This is a genomic window from Gammaproteobacteria bacterium (assembly GCA_036381015.1).
Taxonomy (GTDB): domain Bacteria; phylum Pseudomonadota; class Gammaproteobacteria; order Steroidobacterales; family Rariloculaceae; genus ZC4RG20.
Window position 1 is genome coordinate 21,319 of the sequence record DASVDR010000020.1, and the last position, 19,840, is coordinate 41,158.

A 19,840-nucleotide genomic window follows, 5' to 3' on the forward strand; every position below is an offset into this window, starting at 1 on the left:
TCGCGAAGCGCCACGAACGCGCGATCTCGATGCCTCGGAGGCAAGGATCACGCCACGCGCAGCGAATCGAGCGTGCGGTCGTCGGCGGCCTCTGATTTCCTCGCCCGATCGACGCAGAGAAACATGTCGCGCCGCAGCTTCGGATCCGATCCCAAGCCTCGTCTCGACGTTCCGCTGCTCGATCTCCGCGCGCAATACCTGCCGATTCGCACCGACGTCGAGCGCGCGATCCGCGAAGTCTGCGACACGCAGCGTTTCGTTCTCGGCCCGAAGGTTGCGGAGCTCGAACGCCGGGTCGCGGAGTATTCGCATGCGCGCTACGGGATCGGCGTCTCGTCGGGCACGGACGCGCTGCTCGTCGCGTTGATGGCCCTCGGGATCGAAGCCGGCGACGAGGTCGTCACGACGCCTTACACGTTCTTCGCAACGGCCGGGGTCATTGCGCGGCTCGGCGCGAGACCGGTCTTTTGCGACATCGACGCCGAGAGCTTCAACCTTTCCCCCGCCGCCGTCGAGGAATTTCTTTCGAGCGAGTGCGCGCGGCACGGCGACCGCGTGGTCCATCGGCGGACGGGCGGAACGGTCAAGGCGATCGTGCCCGTGCATCTCTACGGACAGATGGCGGAGATGGACGCGCTGATCGAGATCGCGCGGCGTTACGGCCTCGCGGTCGTCGAGGATGCGGCGCAGGCGATCGGCGCCGAGCTCCCGGACGGACGGCGCGCAGGCAGCCTCGGCGACATCGGCTGCTTCTCGTTCTTCCCGACGAAGAATCTCGGCGCGTTCGGCGATGCGGGCATGTGCGTGACGAACGACGCGGAGCTCGCGCGGAAGCTCGAGGTGCTGCGCGTCCATGGCGGGGAGCCGAAGTACTACCACGCCGTGATCGGCGGGAATTTCCGTTTGGACGAGCTCCAGGCGGCGGTGCTTCTCGTAAAGCTCGCGCACCTCGACGCGTGGACGCGAGCGCGCCAGGCGAACGCCGAGCGCTACACGCAGCTGCTTGCGGCCGCGGCCGGCGCGGTGGAAACGCCGCGCGTCGTCGCGGGCCGGCGACACATCTTCAATCAATACGTGATCCGCGCGTCGCGGCGGGACGAGCTGCGCGCGTATCTGGCGGAGCAGGGCATCGGCACCGAGATCTATTACCCGGTCCCGCTGCACCGCCAGCAGTGCTTCGCCTACCTCGGCACCCCGCACACCGCCTGCCCGGTCGCCTCGAAAGCGGCCGAGGAGACTCTCGCGCTCCCGGTCTACCCGGAGCTCTCGGCCGCCCAGATCGACTACGTCGCCGACCGCATCGCCGAGTTCTACGCCGGCGAGCCCACCGACTAGCGGTGCAGCCGGTGCCTTACGCGCACATCGTGCATGGGGTGCCGGGCAACGTTTCCATGCAGCGTCCGGTGCATTCGGTGCCGGCCGGGTGCACTCCGTGCATTGGGTGCCGGACGCTTCGATTCGGAGGATTTGTGACGCGCGGGCTACCCCTTTCGGCGAAGTGATGGCAGCATTCGGCGCCATGACCGCAGCCCCGCGCAAGCTTCTGATCGTCGAGGACGATCCGGGGATTCAGAGCCAGCTCCGCTGGTGCTTCGAGGACTACGACGTGATCGCCGCGGTGGATCGTGCCTCGGCGGTCGCTGAGCTGCGCCGGCACGAGCCGGGCGTCGTGCTCCAGGACCTCGGCTTGCCGCCGGATGCCGCCGGCGTCGGCGAGGGGTTCGCGACGTTGAAGGAGATTCTGACGCTCGCGCCGTTCACGAAGGTCGTCGTCGTCACCGGCCACGGCGATCAGCAGAACGCGGTCAAGGCGGTCGGGCTCGGCGCTTACGACTTCTATCAAAAGCCCGTCGACGTCGACACCCTGCAGCTCATCGTCAAGCGCGCGTACCACATCTACGACCTCGAGGCGGAGAACCGGCGTCTCGCGGACGGGCACGCCGCCTCGGCTCTGAACGGCGTGATCGCGGCGAGCGAGAACATGCTCAAGGTCTGCCGGATGATCGAGAAGGTCGCGCCGACCAGCGCCACGACCCTGTTGCTCGGCGAGAGCGGCACGGGCAAGGAGTTGCTCGCGCGCGCGATCCATGCGCTCAGCACGCGCGCGAAGAAGCCCTTCGTCGCGATCAACTGCGCGGCAATCCCGGATACGTTGCTCGAGTCCGAGCTCTTCGGATTCGAGAAGGGCGCCTTCACGGGCGCCGTGCGGCAGACGCCCGGCAAGATCGAGGTCGCGGACGGCGGCACGCTCTTTCTCGACGAGATCGGCGACATGCCGCTTGCACTCCAGGCGAAGCTCCTGCGCTTTCTCCAGGAGCGCGTCGTGGAGCGGATCGGCGGCCGCGCGGAGATCCCGGTCGATGTCCGCGTCGTCTGCGCCACGAACAAGAAGCTGACCGACGAGATGGCGGCCGGCCGTTTCCGCGACGACCTGTATTACCGCATCAGCGAGATCACGATCTCGATACCGCCGCTCAGGGAACGCGACGGGGGCCGTATCTTGCTCGCGCGGCACCTGCTCGCCCGGTTCGCGAAGGAGCAGGGCAAGAGCATCAAGGGCTTCACCGACGAGGCGCAAGACGCGATCGACTCGCATCCGTGGCCGGGCAACGTTCGCGAGATGGAGAACCGGATCAAGGCCGCCGTGATCATGGCGGACGGCAAGTACGTCACGGCCGAGGACATGGGATTGTCGAGCGCCGAGGCGCCGAGCTTGAATCTACGCGTCGTCCGCCAGCACGCCGAGAGCAAGGCGATCCGCCACGCGCTGATCCGTACCGGAGGCAACATCTCCCGCGCCGCCGATCTTCTCGGCATCACGCGGCCCACGCTGTACGACCTGCTGCAAAAGTACGAAATTCGGTCGGACGTTTTGACCGAACACGCGGGCTGACCGCGCGCGGCGCGGCGGCCATGCCCCGGCAGGCCGAGCGGCCTTGCGCCGGGGCGCGAAAACGACGTTCGGACCGCCTCGTTAGCGTCCTTCCTTGAACTGCTCCGGATTCAGCTGGTGCCTGGCGAGCAGCTTGTAGAAGTCCGTGCGGTTGCGCTTCGCGAGCCGCGCCGCCTGGCTCACGTTCCCACCGGTGATTTGCAGCAGCTGCGATAGATAATTTCGCGTGAACTCGTCGCGCGCTTCCGAGAACGAAGGCAAGGAGTTCGCCTGCTCGCCGAGGGCGCTTCGCACCTGATCGGCCGTGATCACGCGGGACGGCGACAGCGCAACGTTCTGGCGGACGACGTTGTAGAGCTGACGCACGTTGCCGGGCCACTGGCTCGCGACGAGGAGCTCCACCGCCTCGGGTGCGTAGACCTTCCGCTCCCGCCCCGACTCGGCGGCGATCTGCTCGAGGAAGTAGTCTACCAGCAGCGGCACGTCCTCGCGCCGCTGCCGAAGCGGCGGCAGCTGAATGTTCACGACGTTCAGCCGGTAGTAGAGATCCTCGCGAAACGCGCCTTTGATCATCAGGTCGTTCAGATCTTGATGCGTGGCCGAGATCACGCGCGTGTCGATCGGCACGGGCTCGGTGCTGCCGACCGGCCGCACCTGCTGCTCCTGGAGGACGCGGAGGAGCTTGACCTGCAGCCGCATCGGCATGTCGCCGATCTCGTCGAGCAGCAGCGTGCCGCCGTGTGCGGCCTGAAACAGACCCTTGTGGCTGCGCGTTGCGCCGGTGAACGCGCCCTTCTCGTGGCCGAACAGCTCGGATTCGAGCAGATTCTCGGCCATCGCGCTGCAGTTGATCGCGACGAAGGGCTTGTCCTTGCGGTCGCTCGCGCGGTGGATCGCCCGCGCCATCAGCTCCTTGCCGGTCCCGGACTCGCCGGTGATCAGCACGCGCGCATCGCTCGCGGCCACCATCCGCGCCTGCTGCAAGCATTCCTGCATGACGGGGCTGCGCGTGATGATCTCGACGTTCCACTCGTCCTCGGTCCGCGGTAGGCCCGAGATCTTCATCGCGCGCTCCACGGCATCGAGAAGCTGCTGCTTGTCGACGGGCTTCGTGAGAAAGCCGAATGCGCCGCTCTGCGTGGCCTCGACCGCGTCGGGAATCGTCCCGTGAGCGGTCAGCAGGAGCACGCAGAGCCCGGGCCACTGCCGCTGGATCTCCTTCAGCAGCCCGATACCGTCCATGTTCTCCATCCGGAGATCGGTGATGACGAGGTCCGGCCGGTAGCGGGGCAGCACGCCGAGCGCGGCGCTCGCGCTCTCGACGGCTTCGACGTCGTAGCCTTCGGCGCGCAGCCGAATGCTCAGGAGCCGAAGCAGCCCCGGATCGTCGTCGACGAGCAAAATGCGCCCCCGAGGGGCATCTGAATCCTGCCGCAAAACTCTACTGTGAATCTGTACCATTTTCGCGTTCCCTGATCGATCGCTCGATGTTCGTGATCGCATCGAGCTTCTGTTGCGCCTCTTGCAGTTGTTTCCGCAGCCTCTCGTTCTCCTCGAGCGCGGCCTCGAGCCGCCGCCCGTTCTCGACGTCCTCCGCCTCCCGTGCCTCGGCCGCGGCCACGCGCAGCTGCTCCGCCTCGGCGTCGAGAATCAGCCGCTCCTCGACCTCCTTCAAATGAATCGCGACGAGCATCCGCTCCTCCGGCAGCAGCGCGGCGCCGGAGGCGAGCAGCTCGCTCAGCATGCGTCGGGCTTCGGCCGGATCGCTCGAAGGATGGTCGGGCGTTGCGAGCGCGAGCGCGAGCTTCAAGCGGTTCGTCGTCGTCGGCGCGGCGGCCGCAGCTTCCGCGACCTCGAGGAAGGTCTCGGCCTGCGTGACCGGATCACCCTCCACGAGCTGACGCATGACCTCGAGATACACCGAGAGCCCTTCGCCGTCCAGAAACACGTCTTCCGACTGCTCGGCGTCCGTCGTGCCCGGCTCGTCGCGCACGAACAGCCCGCCAGCCGTGCAGCCGCCGAGCATCGCAGCCGCGCCGGCCGCGACGAGCGCCGCGAAAAAAGTGTCTGACACCTTCAGGTGTCTGACTCCTTTTTCACCGCTCGCGCGCTTGCGCCGATCCCCCGTCACTCTCGACGCTCCTCTCACGCGTTCACGACGAGCTGCGGACGATCGGTGGCGCGGCGCAGCGGCAGACGGACCTGGAAATGCGCGCCCGGCCAGTCGCTGTCGATCAGCTCCACCGTGCCGCCGTGCGCCTGCACGCACTCGGCGACCACCGAGAGCCCGATGCCGGTTCCGCCGATCGGACCGCCCTGCAGCCGCCGCCCCTGGTAGAACGCCTCGAAGATCCGCGGCCGATCCTCCGGCATGATTCCGGGACCGGTGTCCGCGACCTCGAGCACGAGCTCCGTGCCCTTCAGCTCCGCGCCCACGTAAATCGTGCCGCCGTTCGGCAGGAACTTGATCGCGTTCGAGATCAGGTTCTCGAGCACGAGCCGCAGCTTGCCTTCGTCCGCGCGCACTCGGATTGCGCTTACCTCGAGCTGGAGCTTGATCTTTTGATTCGATATCAACAGCCGGTGCTGGCTGAGCACCGAGAAGACGAGCGGCTTCAGCTCGAACTCGCAGATCTCGAGCGACGCGGTCTTCGTCTGCCACGCGCTGAAGTTCAACAGATTCTCGATCAGCTTCTGAAGCTTCACGCCGTTGTCGCGCAAGATGGCGGTGACCTCGTGCTGCTGCGTGTCGAGCGGGCCGACCGAACCGTCGAGCAGCAGCTCCGTGCCCTCGCGGATGTTCGCAAGCGGTGTCTTCAACTCATGCGACATGTGCCGCAGGAATTTGTTCTTCTCGTCGGTGGATTCCTTCAGCCGGTGGCGCAGCCACTCGAGCTGCCGACCGAGCGTCTCGATGTCGCGGGGGCCGGTGACCGTGATCGGGTGGCTGAAGTCGCCGCTGCCGAGCTCGCGGATCGCGCGGTCCACCTGGCGCATCGGCCGCCCCACGACGACGAGGAAGAAGAGAATCAGCACGATCGTCCCGGGAATCAGCAGCGCCGACTGCCACATCAGCGCCTGCTGCGCGTCGCGCGTGCTCTCCTGAAGCGCGGCGAGCTGCGCGTTGCGGGCGATGCGCATGCCCTGCGAAATCTCGCGCGCCGCGCTCGCCAAGGTCCTGAAGTTTTCGATGACGATCTCGAGCGTCTCGTCGGCCGGCACGTCCTGTGTGAGCGCCGCGCGCGTCTCTTTCGACACTTGCAAGAGATTCTGCAGCTGTGCCGCGACGGCGGCCTCCTGCGGCAGGGCCGCGAGCGTCGCGATGCTCTGCTCGAGCGCCGCCTGATCCGCGTCGTAGATCGGGAGATACTCCCGATCCTTCTCGAGAAGCAGGTACTGGCGTGCGGAGCGCTCCAGGTTCATCAGCAGGCTCGAGATACGCTGCGATTCGAGCAGCGTAGCGGCGTTCTCCTCGGCCACCGCTTCGCTCTCGGCCGCAAGCTGCCCGAGCTTGATCGCCGCGTTCGCGATCGCGATCAAGAGCGGGAGCGTGACGAGCGCCAGCCCCACGAGCGTCAGCCCGAGGAGAGTGCGGGGTCGCCCGATTTTCACTTGGCGTTATCCGTCACGTTCGTCGCCAATCCGAGCTCAGCTCGCCCACACGCCGGCCGCGAGCTTGCGCTCCCAGTTCAGCGAGCTCGACACGATCTGCTCGAGATCGTCGTACTTGGGCGTCCAGCCGAGCGTCGTGCGGATCCGTTCGGCTTCCGCCACGAGCACGGGCGGATCGCCGGCGCGTCTCGGCTCCTCCCGCTTGCGCAGCTCGTGACCCGCCGCCTGCTCGACCGCGGCGATCAGCTCGCGCACGCTGTAGCCGCGTCCGTAGCCGCAGTTCAACGTCGTCGACTCGCCGCCGGCACGCAGGTACTCGAGCGCCTTCAGATGGGCGGCCGCGAGATCTTCGACGTGGATGTAGTCGCGCACGCCGGTCCCGTCCGGCGTCGGATAATCGGTGCCGAAGATCGAGACGTGCGACCGCTTCCCTACCGCGGCCTCGCACGCGACCTTCGTCAGCAGCGTGGCCTTCGGCGTCGACTGCCCGATCCTTCCTTCGGGGTCGCAGCCCGCGACATTGAAGTAGCGCAGCGCGACATACGTCATCGGCGTGACCGCCGCGACATCGCGCAGCATCCATTCGGTCATCAGCTTCGACGTGCCGTACGGATTGATCGGCGCGGTTGCACTCTCCTCCGATGCGCGCCCGCCTTCCGGGATGCCGTAAACGGCCGCCGTCGACGAGAAGACGAAATGGCGCACACCCGCGCGCTGCGCCGCCTCGATCAGCGTGCGGCTCGCGCACGTGTTGTTGCGGTAATACTTGAGCGGGTCGGCGACCGATTCGGGGACGATCGTATGGGCTGCGAAGTGCATGACCGTGTCGATGTCGAATCGCGTGAACAGGTCATCCAGACACTCCCTGTCGCCGGTGTTCCCGACGACGAGCTCGCCATACAGCACGGCTTGCCTGAACCCGGTGGAAAGATCGTCCAACACGACGACGTCTTCGCCCGCCTCGCCGAGCTGGCGAACTACGTGCGAGCCGATATAACCCGCACCTCCGGTCACGAGTATCGTCTTCGGGCCCATCATTCTCTCTAACGGAGCGACATAATCAAACGGGGCGAGTCTATCAGTTCTCGCGTCCGCTCAACGGGTACCCGTCGCCGGTTGGCGACAACCGCCGCTCCCCCGGCGGCTTACAGTATGCACCTCGGATCCGCGGCCCAAATCGGCAGCGAGTCTCGGTTTGCAGTGGTTTTTTCGGCGAAACGTCGCCTGCGCGAGACACTGGATTCGCGAAGCGGGCGATACCATCGACGCACGGACCCCGGTATGTTATCCGATGGATCCCGAAAGAAGGGTGCTCGATGGAACGGAGCGCACCGCGGGCGCGAGCGCTGCCGCTGCCCTGCTGGCTCGCGTGGCTCGCGGTCTCGGCCGGGCTGTTGACGGGTTGCGGAGGCGGCGGGGACGCGAGCGCGAGCACCGCTGTCGTCGTGAGCGGCGCCGTGACGTTCGACAAAGTCCCGGTCGTCGGTCTCGGGCTCGACTACGACCGCGTCGAGCAAAGCCCCGCGCGGGGCCTCACCGTCGAAGCCGTTCGGGACGGCGACGTTCTCGATTCTACGACGACCGACGAGGCCGGCCGCTATGCTTTGGAGCTTCCGCCAAACATCGCCGGCGTGAAGGTCCGGGTCAGCGCGGAGATGCGCCGCGCCGGCACTCCGGCCTGGGACTACCGCGTCGTCGACAACACCGAAGGCGACGCGCTCTATGTGCTCGAAAGCGCCGAATTTGCAACGGAGGAGGCGGATCTCGCGCTCGACCTGCACGCGGCGTCCGGGTGGGACGGCGCGGCCTACACGGGCACCCGCTCCGCGGCGCCGTTCGCGATCCTCGACGTCGTGTACGACGCCACCCAGTTCGTTCTCTCCGTCGCGCCGGACACGGTCTTCCCGCCGCTCGTGCTCCACTGGAGCGCCGACAACGTGCCGAGCCGCGGCGCCGACGGCGTGCCGGACTTCGCGACCGGCGAGATCGGCTCGAGCCTGTTCCGGCCCGGCGCCGGCATCTATCTGCTCGGTGCGGAGGACAGCGACACCGACGAGTACGACCGGCACGTGATCGCTCACGAGTGGGCGCATTTCTTCGAGAACGCGCTCGCCCGCTCCGACAGCATCGGCGGTCCGCACACGCGCGGCGATCAGCTCGACATGCGGACCGCGTTCAGCGAGGGCTTCGCGAACGCGGTCTCGGCCATGATCACCGGCGACAAGATCTATACCGACGTGCTGGGGCCCGGGCAGGCCAGCGGGTTCGCATTCGACGTCGAGGGACCCTTCGTTCCGCAAAGCTCCGCGAGCCATCCGAATCCGAATCCCGGCTGGTTCAGCGAGGAGTCGGTCCAGGAGATCGTCTACGACCTGTTCGACGCCGCGCAGGGCGCGGACGAGCCCGAGGATACGGTTGCGCTCGGCTTCGGGCCGATCTTCGACGTGATGACGGCCGACATCCGCGAAACGCCGGCGCTCACGAGCATTTTCGCGTTCATCGACGCGCTGAAGCGGCGTGTGCCGGCCGTCGCGGAGGACCTCAACGCCCTCGTCGAGGCCCACGCGATCGCGCCGGTCGCCGACGCGTACGGGAGCGGCGAGGACAACTTCGGCACGCCGACCGATCCCACCGCCGTCGAGAGCGACGACATCCTGCCGATCTACAAGGACCTCGCCGTGGGTCTGCCCGTGACGCTGTGCAGCACCGACGCGTACAACTATGGGGGTGTCACCGGCTCGGTGAACAAGCTCGGGTCCCGGGCGTTCCTGAAGCTCGCCGTGCCGGACGTCGCGGACTACGCGATCACGGCCACGACGGTGAAGATGCCGGCCGGCGCGACGGCGGACCCGGACATGATCCTCTATCGCAGCGGGCCCTTCGCGAGATCGGAAGACGCCCCGGACGACGCGGCGTGCACCGTCGACACGCCGTCCGGGTGCGTCGAGCGCTTCGAGGCCTCCCTCGGCCCCGGCGATTACGTGCTGGAGGTATACGAATGGACGAACACTCAGCCGGACGACGGCGACCACCCGCCGATCGGACGGACCTGCTTCGAGGTGGAGATCACCGCGCAATGACCTCGCGGACGGTCGTCGCGGCGACGGCAGCCCTGCTCGCGTGGCTTCTCGCCGCGTGCGGGGCCGCCGCGCAGACGAAGGCCGGCGCGCCGCTCGCGGACGCCGGGAAGCCCGTCGCCGCTTTCGGGATCGAGCACGAGCTCGGCGGACGGCCGGTCCTCGGCGTGCCGCTCGAGGTGCGCGTCACGCTCCGGCCGCAGACCGTGGTCGGCGACGTCACCGTCGAGCTCTCGGCCGACTCGGGGCTGCAGATCGACCCGCGCGACGCCGTGCTCTCGGCGGCCTCGGCGAGCCGCGACGCGCCCGCGGAGTGGGTCGTGACCGTGCTGCCGCTGGCCGACGGCGTGCTTCGCCTGCGCCTGTTCGCCGAGGGGATCGTCGACGGCGCCCGGCAGGGCCGGAGCGTCGTCGTCCCGATCCGGGTCGGCAGCGCGAAAGCGGACGGCCGGTCCGGGGACGAGGCGAACGGCCGGCCGGGGTCCGAGGCGGTCGAGCCTGCGGAGGGCGCGGAGCCGGACGCTTCGGGCCGGGAAGACCAGCCGCTGATCCGTCTGCCGGCCGTCGATCCGCGTTAGGGCGCTCTCGCCCCGGTGATCGCGACCCGGCGCGCGCTCCGGCCTCTCCGGGCTGCGCGGAGCCTTCCGTGTGCACGGCCGGCGGGCGCGGCGCCGGCGCCCGCCGCCGCCGGCAAGCGTCTGCTGGCCGCGGCGCTCCGCCGCCGCACCGTCCGCCGCCGGCCGCACCGTCCGTCGCCGGCCGCGCCGCTCCGCTGCCGGTCGCGCCCGCCGCCCGCTGGCGGCCGCCGCCAGCGCTCGCAGCACGACATAATCGAGCCGAAGCTGACATAAACGAGAGCTCAATCACGGCGGCTCGGGAAACCCACTCCCTATAGTGGGCGCCTCGAAAGCTCTGGCCGGCGCCGGCCGGAAGACGCCCTCGATGTTGAACGATCGCCTGAAGCGCCGGATCGCGGCCGCGCTCGCCCACGCCTCCGCTCGGGACGCGCTCGCCATGGTCCTGCGCGGCGCGGCGGACGATCCCGAGCGGTTTCGGGGCACGGAGCGGCCGCCTGGCGGCACGGAGGCCGGGTCGTCGCCCGACGGCCCGGAGGAAAGGTCTCCCGACCGCCCGGAGGCGCTGCCGCCCGACCGCCGGGCGGGGGCGCTGCCCGACCGTACGGGGGCGGGCGGCGGGCCGCTCGAGGACAGCGAGGTCGCGGCCGTCTTGCAGCAGATCGGCGACGTCGAGGACCCGACCGAGCAGGTCCGAACGGCGCCGGTCGGGCCGGACGAGACCACCGTGACCCGCGAGCAGGCGTTTGCGCCTTTCGCTCCGGTCGCATCCGGGGCGGCGGCTGCACCGGAGCCCTCCGCGGCCCCGGAGCCCGCGCCGGCCGGTTTCGGGTCAGTGCCGGCCGGTTTCGGTCCGTCGCCGGCCGACCCGGAGGCGACCGGCGACGAAACGTCGCTTCAAGCGATTCTCGATAACGTCAAGGACGCGATCGTCACCGTCGACGGCGAGGGCCGCGTGCGGCGGGCAAACGCGGCGGCATCCCGGCTCCTTTGCATCGATCCCGCCGACCTGCCCGGCCGGCCGATCTCGGCGTTCATCCCGTCGCTCGAGCCGGCGGACGCCGCGCTCGCGGCCCTCGCGGAGCGGGCGGAGGACACGCTCCTGGACCTTCGGCCGACGCCGATCGAAGGCCGCCGCGGGGACGGCGAGCCGTTCATGGCCGAGGTCACGGTGAGCGCGGCGGGCGCGCGGCGCGACGGCCGCCCGTTCTACGTGCTCTGCATGCGCGACGTCACCGAGCGAATGCAGAACGAGCAGGCGCTGCGCGAAAGCGAGGCGCGCTACCGCGCGCTCGTCGAGAACGCGCCGGAGGCGATCGTCGTGTTCGATGTCGATCAGGACCGTTTCGTCGACGCGAACGAGAACGCGGCCCGCCTGTTCAAGATGCCGCGCGAAGAGCTTCTGAAGATCGGGCCCCGGGAGATCAGCCCGGAGCGACAGGCGGACGGTCTGCCGTCGTTCGGCCTCGTGCGCGGGTATGTCGATCGGGCGCTGAAGGGCGGCAGCCCGGTGTTCGAGTGGCTGCACTGCGACTCGAGCGGCGAGGAGATCCCGTGCGAGGTGCGCTTCCTGCGGCTGCCGTCGTCGACCAAGCGGTTGATCCGCGCGAGCATCATCGACATTACGGCCCGGCGGCGCGCCGACACGCTCGCCCACGGCGAGCGGCGCGTGCTCGAGCTGATTGCCGCGAACGCGCCGCTCGAGCGCACGCTCCAAGCCGTCGTCCGCCTCGTGGAGACACTCTACCCCGAGCTCCATGCGGCGCTGATGCGGCTCGACACGAGCGCGCATCGGCTGCGGCTCGCCGCGTGCGGCTCGCTGCCCGCGCCGCTGAAGGACGCCCTCGAGGAGCTGCCCCTGTCGCTGGCCGCCGGACCTTGCGGGGCGGCCGCGTCGCTCGGCCGGCAGGTCGTCGTGACGGACATCGCGCGAGATCCGCTCCTCGCGGAGCTGCGCGGCACGCTCGAGGGGCTCGGCATCGCGTCGTGCTGCTCGACGCCGATCGTCACGGCCGGCGACCGCATCCACGGCACGCTCGCGATCTACTGCACGGCCCCCCGCGGCCCGAAGACCGAGGAGCTCGATCTCGTCACGCGCCTCGCGCAGCTGGCCGGGATCGCGATCCGCCGGAAGCTCGACGAGACCGCGCTTCGGGAGAGCGAAGCGCGCTACCGCGGTCTTTTCGACAACGTCGTCGACGGCGTCTTTCAGACCACCGTCGAAGGCGACCTGATCTCCGCGAACCCGGCCCTGATGCGAATGCTCGGCCTCGACGAGGACGAGCCCGTGGAATCGCTGCGGATCATCGACTTCTACGCCGATCCGAAGGACCGCGAGCGCCTGCTTGCGGCGCTCGCGGCCGGCGACGGGTTCGTGCGCGGCTTCGAGTATCGGCTGAAGCGGCGCAACGGCGGCACGATGGTAGTCGTCGAGAACTGCCGGCTCGTGAAGGACGCCGACGGCCGGCCGCTGTATCTCGAGGGCACCGTCACCGACGTCACCGAGCGCAAGGCCGCCGAGCAGGCGCTCTTTCGCGAGAAGGAGCGCGCGCAGGTCACGTTGCAGTCGATCGGCGACGCGGTGCTGACGACGGATGCTTCGGGCCGCATCGAGTACCTGAATCCCGTGGCCGAGCAGCTCACCGGGTGGGAGCGGCGCGACGCCCAGGGCAAGAGCGTGCAGGAGATCATTCAGCTCACGGACGAGGAGACCGGCGCGGTCGTCGAGCCGCCGGTCCTCCGCTGCCTCGCGGAGGGCCGCACGGTGACGCTGACGTCGAACGTCGTGCTCACTCATCGACTCGGCGGCTCGATCGCGATTCAGGACTCCGCGGCGCCGATCCAGGACCGCAGCGGCCGCGTGATCGGCGCCGTCATGGTGTTTCACGACGTGAGCCGCGAACGGCAGCTGCACCGCAAGCTCTCGTATTACGCGAGCCACGACTCGCTCACGGGCTTCATCAACCGCCGGGAGTTCGAGGAGCGCTTGTCGGCGGCCGTGCGGGCGGTGCGCCAGGACGGCGCGCCTCCGTTCGCGCTGCTCTACATGGATCTCGATCAGTTCAAGGTCGTGAACGACACATGGGGGCATGCCGCGGGCGATTTGCTGCTGCGGCAGCTCGCCGAGATCCTGAAGGCCCGCGTCCGCTCCGCCGACGTCATCGCGCGCCTCGGCGGCGACGAGTTCGCCGTGCTCCTCGCCGACTGTCCCGTGCAGCGCGCCGTCGAGATCGCCGACGCGCTGCGCGAAGCGATCGCGCAGTTTCGCTTCACGTGGCGCGACGGATCGCTTCAGGTCGGCGTCAGCATCGGCGTCGTGCCGGTCGACGCGAGCGCGGAGAGCGTCGGCAGCGTGCTGAGCGCGGCGGACGTCGCGTGCTATGTGGCGAAGGATCTCGGCCGCAACCGAATTCACGTCTACGAGGAGGGCGACGCGGCCGAGCGCCATCAGGAGATGCAGTGGGTCGCGCGGATCAATCGGGCGCGGGAGGAGGAGCGGTTCGAGCTCTTCTACCAGCCGATCGTCCCGATCGGCGACACGCGCGGGGCCGTGCCGATGTACGAGCTGCTGCTGCGCATGCGCAACGAGCGCGGCGATCTGGTGCCGCCGACGACGTTCATTCCTGCGGCGGAGCGCTACAACCTGATGCCGAGCCTCGACCGCTGGGTCATCAGCCAGGTCATGGGCTCGCTCGTCTATCGCGAAGACGACGCCTGCGAGCCCTACATGCTCGCCGTGAACCTCTCGGGCACCACGCTGAGCGACGGCCGCTTCGTCGACTTTCTGCTGGACGAGCTTCACGCGGAGAACGTTCCTCCCGGCGCGTTGTGCTTCGAGATCACGGAGACCGCCGCGATCGCGAACCTCGGCAACGTCGTCTCGTTCATGCGCGCTCTGAAGGAGCGCGGTTGCCGCTTCTCGCTCGACGACTTCGGCACGGGCCTGTCGTCGTTGACGTACCTGAAGCACCTGCCCGTGGATTACCTGAAGATCGACGGCCAATTCATCCGCAACGTGACGCGGGATCCGGCCGACGAGAGCATGGTCGAGGCGATCGCGCGGATGGCGAAGGCGCTGCGCATCCAGACAGTCGCCGAGCGCGTGGAGGGCCGCGACGTGCTGAAGCGGCTCGGCGAGATCGGCATCTCGTTCGCCCAGGGCTTCTTCATCGCCGTGCCGCAGCCCGTGAGCGAGCTTCCCGTCCGCCGCGCCGAGCGCCGCCGCGCCTGACCGAAAAAGGTGTCTGACACCTTTTCCCCGGAAAACGTGTCAGGCACCGTTTTTTCCGGTGGGGAAAAGGTGTCTGACACCTTTTTTCGGACACCTTTTTTGGCGCGCGAAGCTCTCGGCGCTTGGCCGCGTGTAGAGTATGCGGAGCGGGCCTCACGCCGGACCGGAAGCCTCAGTGAACCGAAGCGATTCGACCGCGCCGCTCATTGCCGCCGACGAGCCGCCGGCGTTCGCGACCGTCAGCTCCGGGCGGCCCGGGCGGCCGATCGTCCTCGTCTGCGATCACGCCTCGAATCGCGTGCCGCGGTCGCTACGCAACCTCGGCCTCGGCGAGCGCCAGCTTCGCGACCACATCGCCTGGGACATCGGCGCGGCCGCGGTCGCCTATAGGCTCACCGAGCGGCTCGGCGCGAAGGCCGTGCTCGGCGGCTACTCGCGCCTCGTCGTGGACTTGAACCGCGGGCTCGCGGACGCGAGCGCGTTCGCGTCGCTCAGCGACGGCGTGCTCGTGCCCGGCAATCTCGGTCTCGACGACGCCGCGAAGGAAGCCCGGGCGCGCGAGATCTACTGGCCGTACCACGACGCGATCGACCGCATGCTCGACGAATCGACGTCGGAGGACGAGCGCCCGGTAATGATCGCGGTGCACAGCTTCACGCCGCGCCTCCACGGCATCGAGCGGCCTTGGCACGTCGGTGTGCTCTGGGACAAGGACCCGCGTCTGCCGCTACGCCTGATGGCCGCGTTTCGCGGCGCGTCCGACGTCGTCGTCGGAGACAACGAGCCTTACTCCGGGCGGCATCCGGCCGACTTCACGATCGATCACCATGCCGAGCCGCGCGGCATCGCGCACGTGAGCCTCGAGATTCGCCAGGATCTGATACGCGACGAGACTGGCCAGGAACGCTGGGCGGACCGAATCGCCGAAGCGCTCGACACCGTGCTCCGCGATCCCGCCCTGTACCGGCCCAGGCCGGCGCCGCACGCGCCCGGCCGCGCGAGCGGTCGTTCGGAGGAGGGCGGCTTGCTTGGGGCCGTGGAAAGCGCTGCGGCCCGGCCGGGAGGGCGCCGATGAAGGAGCCTTCGTTCACGCTCGGCGTCGAGGAGGAGTACCTCCTCGTGGACCGGGAGACGCGCGACCTCGTCGAGCGGATGCCGCGCGCGATGCTGAAGGAGTGCGGCGCGCGCATCGAGGGCCAGCAGGTCAAGCCCGAGTTCATGCGTTCGCAGATCGAGATCGGAACGCGGGTCTGCAAGACGCTCGCCGAGGTTCGCGACTCGCTCACGGTGCTGCGCGGCGCCGTCATCGACGTCGCGGCGGAGCACGGGCTAGCGCCGCTCGCGGTGTCGACGCATCCATTCGCGGTCTGGACGAGTCAGAAGCATACGGAGCGCGCCCGTTATCACGCGCTGTTCCAGGAGATGCAGGCCGCCGCCCGCCGTCTCCTGATCTGCGGCATGCACGTCCACGTCGGGATCGAGGACGAGGAGGTGCGCATCGACCTGATGAACCAGTTCCGCTACTTCCTGCCGCATCTGCTCGCGCTCTCCTGCTCGTCGCCGCTCTGGGAAGGGATCGATACGGGGCTCAAGTCGTTCCGGCTCACGGTGTTCGACGGCTTGCCGCGCACGGGCATCCCGGAGCGCTTTCAGAGCTTCGCGGATTACCGCCAGCTCGTGCGAGTGATGGTGGACGCGGGCGTGATCGAGAATGCGACGAAGATCTGGTGGGACCTCCGGCCGAGCGCCCGCTACCCGACGCTCGAGACCCGCGTCATGGACGTCTGTACGTCGCTCGAGGACGCGCTCTGCCTCGCCGCCCTCGTCGTCTCGCTGCTTCGCATGCTGTATCGGCTTCGCCGCGGCAACCAGCGCTGGCGCACGTACTCGCCGATGCTGATCCGCGAGAACCGCTGGCGAGCGATGCGCTACAGCTTCGATCAAGGCCTCATCGACCTCGGGCGCGGCAAGGTGATCCCGTTCCCGCAGCTGCTCGAGGAAATGCTCGAGCTCGTCCGCGAGGATGCCGAAACGCTCGGCTGCACCGCCGAGGTCGAGCATGCGCGCAAGATCCTCGCGCGCGGGACGAGCGCTCACCGCCAGCTCGCAGTGCGCGCGAAGGCGCTCGAGGACGGAGCCGACGCCGAGGAGGCGAACCGGGCCGTCGTCGATCACCTGATCGAGGAGACGGGACGCGGCATCCGCTGGTGAGGATTCGGAGCGGGCCGATCGGCTGGCCACCTCCGGAAAAACCGGCGAAGATCCGGCCGATGGATCGCCGAACGACGAGCACGACCGAGCGGGCCGCCTTCGGCGGCCGGCGTCTTTGCGTGGCGCCGATGATGGAGCGCACGGACCGGCATTGCCGTTACTTCCTGAGGCTGCTCGCTCCGAACGCGCGCCTCTATACCGAGATGATCACGGCCGCGGCGCTGCTGCGCGGCGACGCGGCGAAGCTGCTCCGGTTCGATACGGCCGAGCACCCGGTCGCGCTGCAGCTCGGCGGAAGCGAGCCCGATGCGCTCGCGGCCGCTGCGAAGCTCGGCGCGGCGGCCGGCTACGACGAGATCAACCTCAACGTCGGTTGCCCGAGCGACCGGGTCCAGGCCGGATGCTTCGGCGCCGCGCTGATGCGCGAGCCGCGCCGCGTCGCGTCCTGTGTCGCCGCGATGGCCGAAGCGTCGCCCGCGCCGATCACCGTGAAGACCCGGCTCGGCGTCGACGAGCACGACAGCTACGAGTTCCTTTGCGACTTCGTCGGCGCCGTCGCCGAGGCAGGATGCGGGACGGTGATCGTGCATGCCCGCAAGGCGTGGCTGAAGGGGCTGAGCCCGAAGCAGAACCGCGATGTGCCGCCGCTCGACTATCCGCGCGTGCATCGTTTGAAGCGCGACTTCGCCGCGCTCGAAATCGTGCTGAACGGCGGACTCGCGGCGCTCGAGCCCGCGATCGCGCAGCTCGCGCAGGTCGACGGCGTCATGCTCGGACGGGCCGCATACCACGATCCGATGCTGCTCGCGCGCCTCGATCAGGCGATTTTCGGCGGCGCTTCGCCGACCCGCGTGCACGCCGTCGAAGCGTTCGTTGCTTACGCCGAGGGCGAGCTTCGCGCGGGGACGCCGTTGAACGCGATGTTGCGGCATCTCATGGGGCTCTTCACCGCTCGTCCCGGTGGGCGCCGCTGGCGCAAAACGCTCGCCGAGTGGCCGAGAGCGGGCAAGGCCTCGGCGCGTCTCGGCGAGCTCGTCGCGCTCGCCACCGAGCTCGACTCACCGACGCGCGAGCCGCGCGCGGCTTGACGGCGCGGCGTCGATCCGCTCGGCGCGTTGCGACGGCCACCGCGTCGTCGATCCGCTCGGTCGATCGAGTCACCGCGGCATCGATCCGCTCGGCGCGCCGTCGATCGAGTCACCGCGGCATAGGCCCTCACGGCGTGCCGTCGATCCGCCATGAAAAGCGTCGCGCGTTGCGGCTAAAATGCGCTTTCCCTTCCGAAGGCATGAGAGGTCGAATGTGGCGAAGTCCGGCGTGAAGCGAAAGCCGCAGCTCACGATGGCGCAGCAGGCGGACATCTACGAGCTCTACGAGGAAGCCGTGCAGGCCGTGGACGGCGAGGTGGAGTATCTCGTCGACACGTTCAAGTCGCTGCGCGGACGCGAGCCGATCAGCTTCCGCGAGGATTTCTGCGGCACGGCGAGCGCCGCCTGCGAGTGGGTGCGAAGCGGTCCTCGGCGCACGGCGATCGGCGTCGACATCGACGACTACGTGCTCGAATGGGGGAGGGCGAACCGCGTCGGCCGTCTGCCGGAGGTCGATCGAGCGCGCGTGAAGCTGCTGCATGCCGATGTCATGACCGTCGAAACGGAGCGCGTGGATCTCGTCGGCGCTTTCAACTTCAGCTACTACTGCTTCAAGACGCGCGATCAGCTGCGCACCTATTTCGCCCGCGCGCGCGACGCGCTGAACGACGACGGGCTGTTCGTGCTCGACGTGTTCGGCGGATCCGAGGCGTTTTCCGTCCAGAAAGAGAAGACGAAGTACGACGACTTCACCTACGTCTGGGACCAGGCCGAGTTCGATCCGGTCACGCACCGGATGGTCTGCCACATCCACTTCAAGTTCCCCGACGGCTCGAAGCTGAAGAACGCCTTCAGCTACGAGTGGCGCATGTGGACGCTGCCGGAGCTGCGGGAGCTGCTCGACGAAGCGGGCTACTCGAAGGTTCGGGTCTACTGGGAAGGGGAGGACGAGGACGGCGAGGCCAACGGCGAATTCTACGAGACCGAGACGGGGGAGCCCGATCCCGCCTGGGTCGCGTACGTCGTGGCCGAGAAGTAGCGCCTCGGCCGCTTCTCTCGTTTCCCGGAGGCGGCGGCGCCGCCCGGGCGGTGCCGAAGGCGGGGGCTGCGCCGGATCACGTGACGGGCGGATCGCCGGACGTATAATCGTCCCGACTCCGCCCCGCAGCTGGCGGCGAAGGAAGCCATGGGTAGGGAAGTTGAGGTTGCCATCCTGTTCGCCGACGTGGTGGGCAGCACGCAGCTCTACGAGCAGCTCGGCGACGGCCAGGCGCGAGAAATGGTCGGCCGCTGTCTCGAGATCATGCGAGAGGCCACCGAGGCGAACCGCGGCACGGTAATCAAGACGATGGGGGACGAGGTGATGTCCACGTTCCCCACGCCCGACGAGGCGATGAACGCCGCCCGGCGCATGCAGGAGCGCATCTCCACTGCGCCGGAGCTCGCCCATGACCGAGGCCATGTCTCGATCCGGATCGGTTGCCACTTCGGGCCGGTCGTGCAGGAGCATCGCGACATCTTCGGGTCCGCGGTGCACATCGCGAACCGGATGACGAGCCAGGCGAAGGCGAAGCAGATCATCACGACGCTGTCCACGGTCGAGCGGCTGTCGCCGGAGTGGCAGTCGGCGGCGCGGCAGATCGACGTCGCGACCGTGCGGGGCAAGGCCGACGAGGTCATCCTGTTCGAGGTGCTCTGGCAGCCCGAGGAAGCCACGAGCATGCTGCCGACGGTGCCGTGGACGAGGAAGGCGAACGCGCGGCCGAAGCGGTTGAGCCTACGCTATCAGGGCAAGGAGATTCTGGTCGGCGAAGGCCGCAAGAGTGTCACGCTCGGGCGCGCCGAGGACAACGATCTCGTCGTCAAGGGCAACCTGATCTCGCGCCTGCACGCCCGTGTCGAAGTGAGTCGCGACAAATTCACGCTCGTCGACGAGAGCACGAACGGCACGTTCGTGCACACCGATACGGGCGAGGAGATCTTCGTTCGCCGCGACAGCACCCAGCTGACCGGCGAGGGCGTCATCGGTCTCGGCCGCGCCGCCCAGCCCGGCACCGCGCTCGCGGTCCACTACGTCGTCGAAGAGTAAGTGTCTGACACCTTTTTCGCAGAAAAAGGTGTCAGACACATCTTCAAAGCGGTTCTAACACCCT

At 68.6% G+C, this 19,840-nt stretch carries 14 protein-coding genes; 10 read left to right on the top strand and 4 right to left on the bottom strand.

The genetic code is table 11. From position 1 onward, the window contains the following. Window positions 1–123: 123 nt before the first annotated feature. Both VF329_07475 and prsR read left to right on the top strand, forming a co-directional pair. Window positions 124–1,335, top strand: coding sequence for a DegT/DnrJ/EryC1/StrS family aminotransferase (locus tag VF329_07475; GenBank protein HEX7080835.1), 1,212 nt, complete (start codon window positions 124–126; stop codon window positions 1,333–1,335). A gap of 184 nt (window positions 1,336–1,519) precedes the next feature. Next, window positions 1,520–2,893 (top strand): PEP-CTERM-box response regulator transcription factor, encoded by a 1,374-nt coding sequence (gene prsR, locus VF329_07480; GenBank protein ID HEX7080836.1) that lies wholly within the window; start codon window positions 1,520–1,522, stop codon window positions 2,891–2,893. Window positions 2,894–2,974: 81 nt separating this feature from the next. Here prsR and VF329_07485 read toward each other — a convergent pair whose 3' ends face one another. From VF329_07485 to galE, 4 genes are all read right to left on the bottom strand, one after another. Beyond that, the gene (locus tag VF329_07485) at window positions 2,975–4,294 is read right to left on the bottom strand and encodes a sigma 54-interacting transcriptional regulator (GenBank protein HEX7080837.1); all 1,320 of its coding nucleotides are present in this window, start codon (window positions 4,292–4,294) and stop codon (window positions 2,975–2,977) included. 40 nt (window positions 4,295–4,334) lie between these two features. Then, complete coding sequence (locus tag VF329_07490) at window positions 4,335–4,967, bottom strand: hypothetical protein (protein HEX7080838.1); 633 nt, start codon at window positions 4,965–4,967, stop codon at window positions 4,335–4,337. 71 nt (window positions 4,968–5,038) lie between these two features. Then, the gene (locus VF329_07495; protein HEX7080839.1) at window positions 5,039–6,505 is read right to left on the bottom strand and encodes an ATP-binding protein; all 1,467 of its coding nucleotides are present in this window, start codon (window positions 6,503–6,505) and stop codon (window positions 5,039–5,041) included. A gap of 36 nt (window positions 6,506–6,541) precedes the next feature. Continuing rightward, window positions 6,542–7,540 (bottom strand): UDP-glucose 4-epimerase GalE, encoded by a 999-nt coding sequence (galE, locus tag VF329_07500; protein HEX7080840.1) that lies wholly within the window; start codon window positions 7,538–7,540, stop codon window positions 6,542–6,544. A gap of 281 nt (window positions 7,541–7,821) precedes the next feature. Between galE and VF329_07505 the strand changes: the two genes are divergently transcribed. From VF329_07505 to VF329_07540, 8 genes are all read left to right on the top strand, one after another. Beyond that, on the top strand, window positions 7,822–9,585 hold the full coding sequence (locus VF329_07505) for a hypothetical protein (protein HEX7080841.1): 1,764 nt from the start codon (window positions 7,822–7,824) through the stop codon (window positions 9,583–9,585). After that, complete coding sequence (locus tag VF329_07510) at window positions 9,582–10,160, top strand: hypothetical protein (GenBank protein ID HEX7080842.1); 579 nt, start codon at window positions 9,582–9,584, stop codon at window positions 10,158–10,160. Before VF329_07505 ends, VF329_07510 begins: the two co-directional genes overlap by 4 nt. 364 nt (window positions 10,161–10,524) lie before the next feature. Continuing rightward, window positions 10,525–14,388, top strand: a complete 3,864-nt coding sequence (locus VF329_07515; GenBank protein ID HEX7080843.1) for an EAL domain-containing protein — start codon at window positions 10,525–10,527, stop codon at window positions 14,386–14,388. 175 nt (window positions 14,389–14,563) lie between these two features. Then, on the top strand, window positions 14,564–15,463 hold the full coding sequence (locus VF329_07520; protein HEX7080844.1) for an N-formylglutamate amidohydrolase: 900 nt from the start codon (window positions 14,564–14,566) through the stop codon (window positions 15,461–15,463). Beyond that, window positions 15,460–16,599, top strand: a complete 1,140-nt coding sequence (locus VF329_07525) for a carboxylate-amine ligase (protein HEX7080845.1) — start codon at window positions 15,460–15,462, stop codon at window positions 16,597–16,599. Before VF329_07520 ends, VF329_07525 begins: the two co-directional genes overlap by 4 nt. 59 nt (window positions 16,600–16,658) lie before the next feature. Then, the gene (dusA, locus tag VF329_07530; GenBank protein HEX7080846.1) at window positions 16,659–17,687 is read left to right on the top strand and encodes a tRNA dihydrouridine(20/20a) synthase DusA; all 1,029 of its coding nucleotides are present in this window, start codon (window positions 16,659–16,661) and stop codon (window positions 17,685–17,687) included. A gap of 229 nt (window positions 17,688–17,916) precedes the next feature. Continuing rightward, complete coding sequence (locus VF329_07535; protein HEX7080847.1) at window positions 17,917–18,726, top strand: class I SAM-dependent methyltransferase; 810 nt, start codon at window positions 17,917–17,919, stop codon at window positions 18,724–18,726. 147 nt (window positions 18,727–18,873) lie between these two features. Continuing rightward, window positions 18,874–19,776, top strand: coding sequence for an adenylate/guanylate cyclase domain-containing protein (locus tag VF329_07540; protein ID HEX7080848.1), 903 nt, complete (start codon window positions 18,874–18,876; stop codon window positions 19,774–19,776). Window positions 19,777–19,840: the final 64 nt, after the last annotated feature.

What these genes read in the sequence shown, in the direction of transcription:
- VF329_07475 (HEX7080835.1), top strand. Translation starts at nt 124, where the DNA reads ATGTCGCGCCGCAGCTTCGGATCCGATCCCAAGCCTCGTCTCGACGTT.
- prsR (HEX7080836.1), top strand. Translation starts at nt 1,520, where the DNA reads ATGACCGCAGCCCCGCGCAAGCTTCTGATCGTCGAGGACGATCCGGGG.
- galE (HEX7080840.1), bottom strand. Translation starts at nt 7,540, where the DNA reads ATGGGCCCGAAGACGATACTCGTGACCGGAGGTGCGGGTTATATCGGC.
- VF329_07505 (HEX7080841.1), top strand. Translation starts at nt 7,822, where the DNA reads ATGGAACGGAGCGCACCGCGGGCGCGAGCGCTGCCGCTGCCCTGCTGG.
- VF329_07510 (HEX7080842.1), top strand. Translation starts at nt 9,582, where the DNA reads ATGACCTCGCGGACGGTCGTCGCGGCGACGGCAGCCCTGCTCGCGTGG.
- VF329_07515 (HEX7080843.1), top strand. Translation starts at nt 10,525, where the DNA reads ATGTTGAACGATCGCCTGAAGCGCCGGATCGCGGCCGCGCTCGCCCAC.
- VF329_07525 (HEX7080845.1), top strand. Translation starts at nt 15,460, where the DNA reads ATGAAGGAGCCTTCGTTCACGCTCGGCGTCGAGGAGGAGTACCTCCTC.
- dusA (HEX7080846.1), top strand. Translation starts at nt 16,659, where the DNA reads ATGGATCGCCGAACGACGAGCACGACCGAGCGGGCCGCCTTCGGCGGC.
- VF329_07540 (HEX7080848.1), top strand. Translation starts at nt 18,874, where the DNA reads ATGGGTAGGGAAGTTGAGGTTGCCATCCTGTTCGCCGACGTGGTGGGC.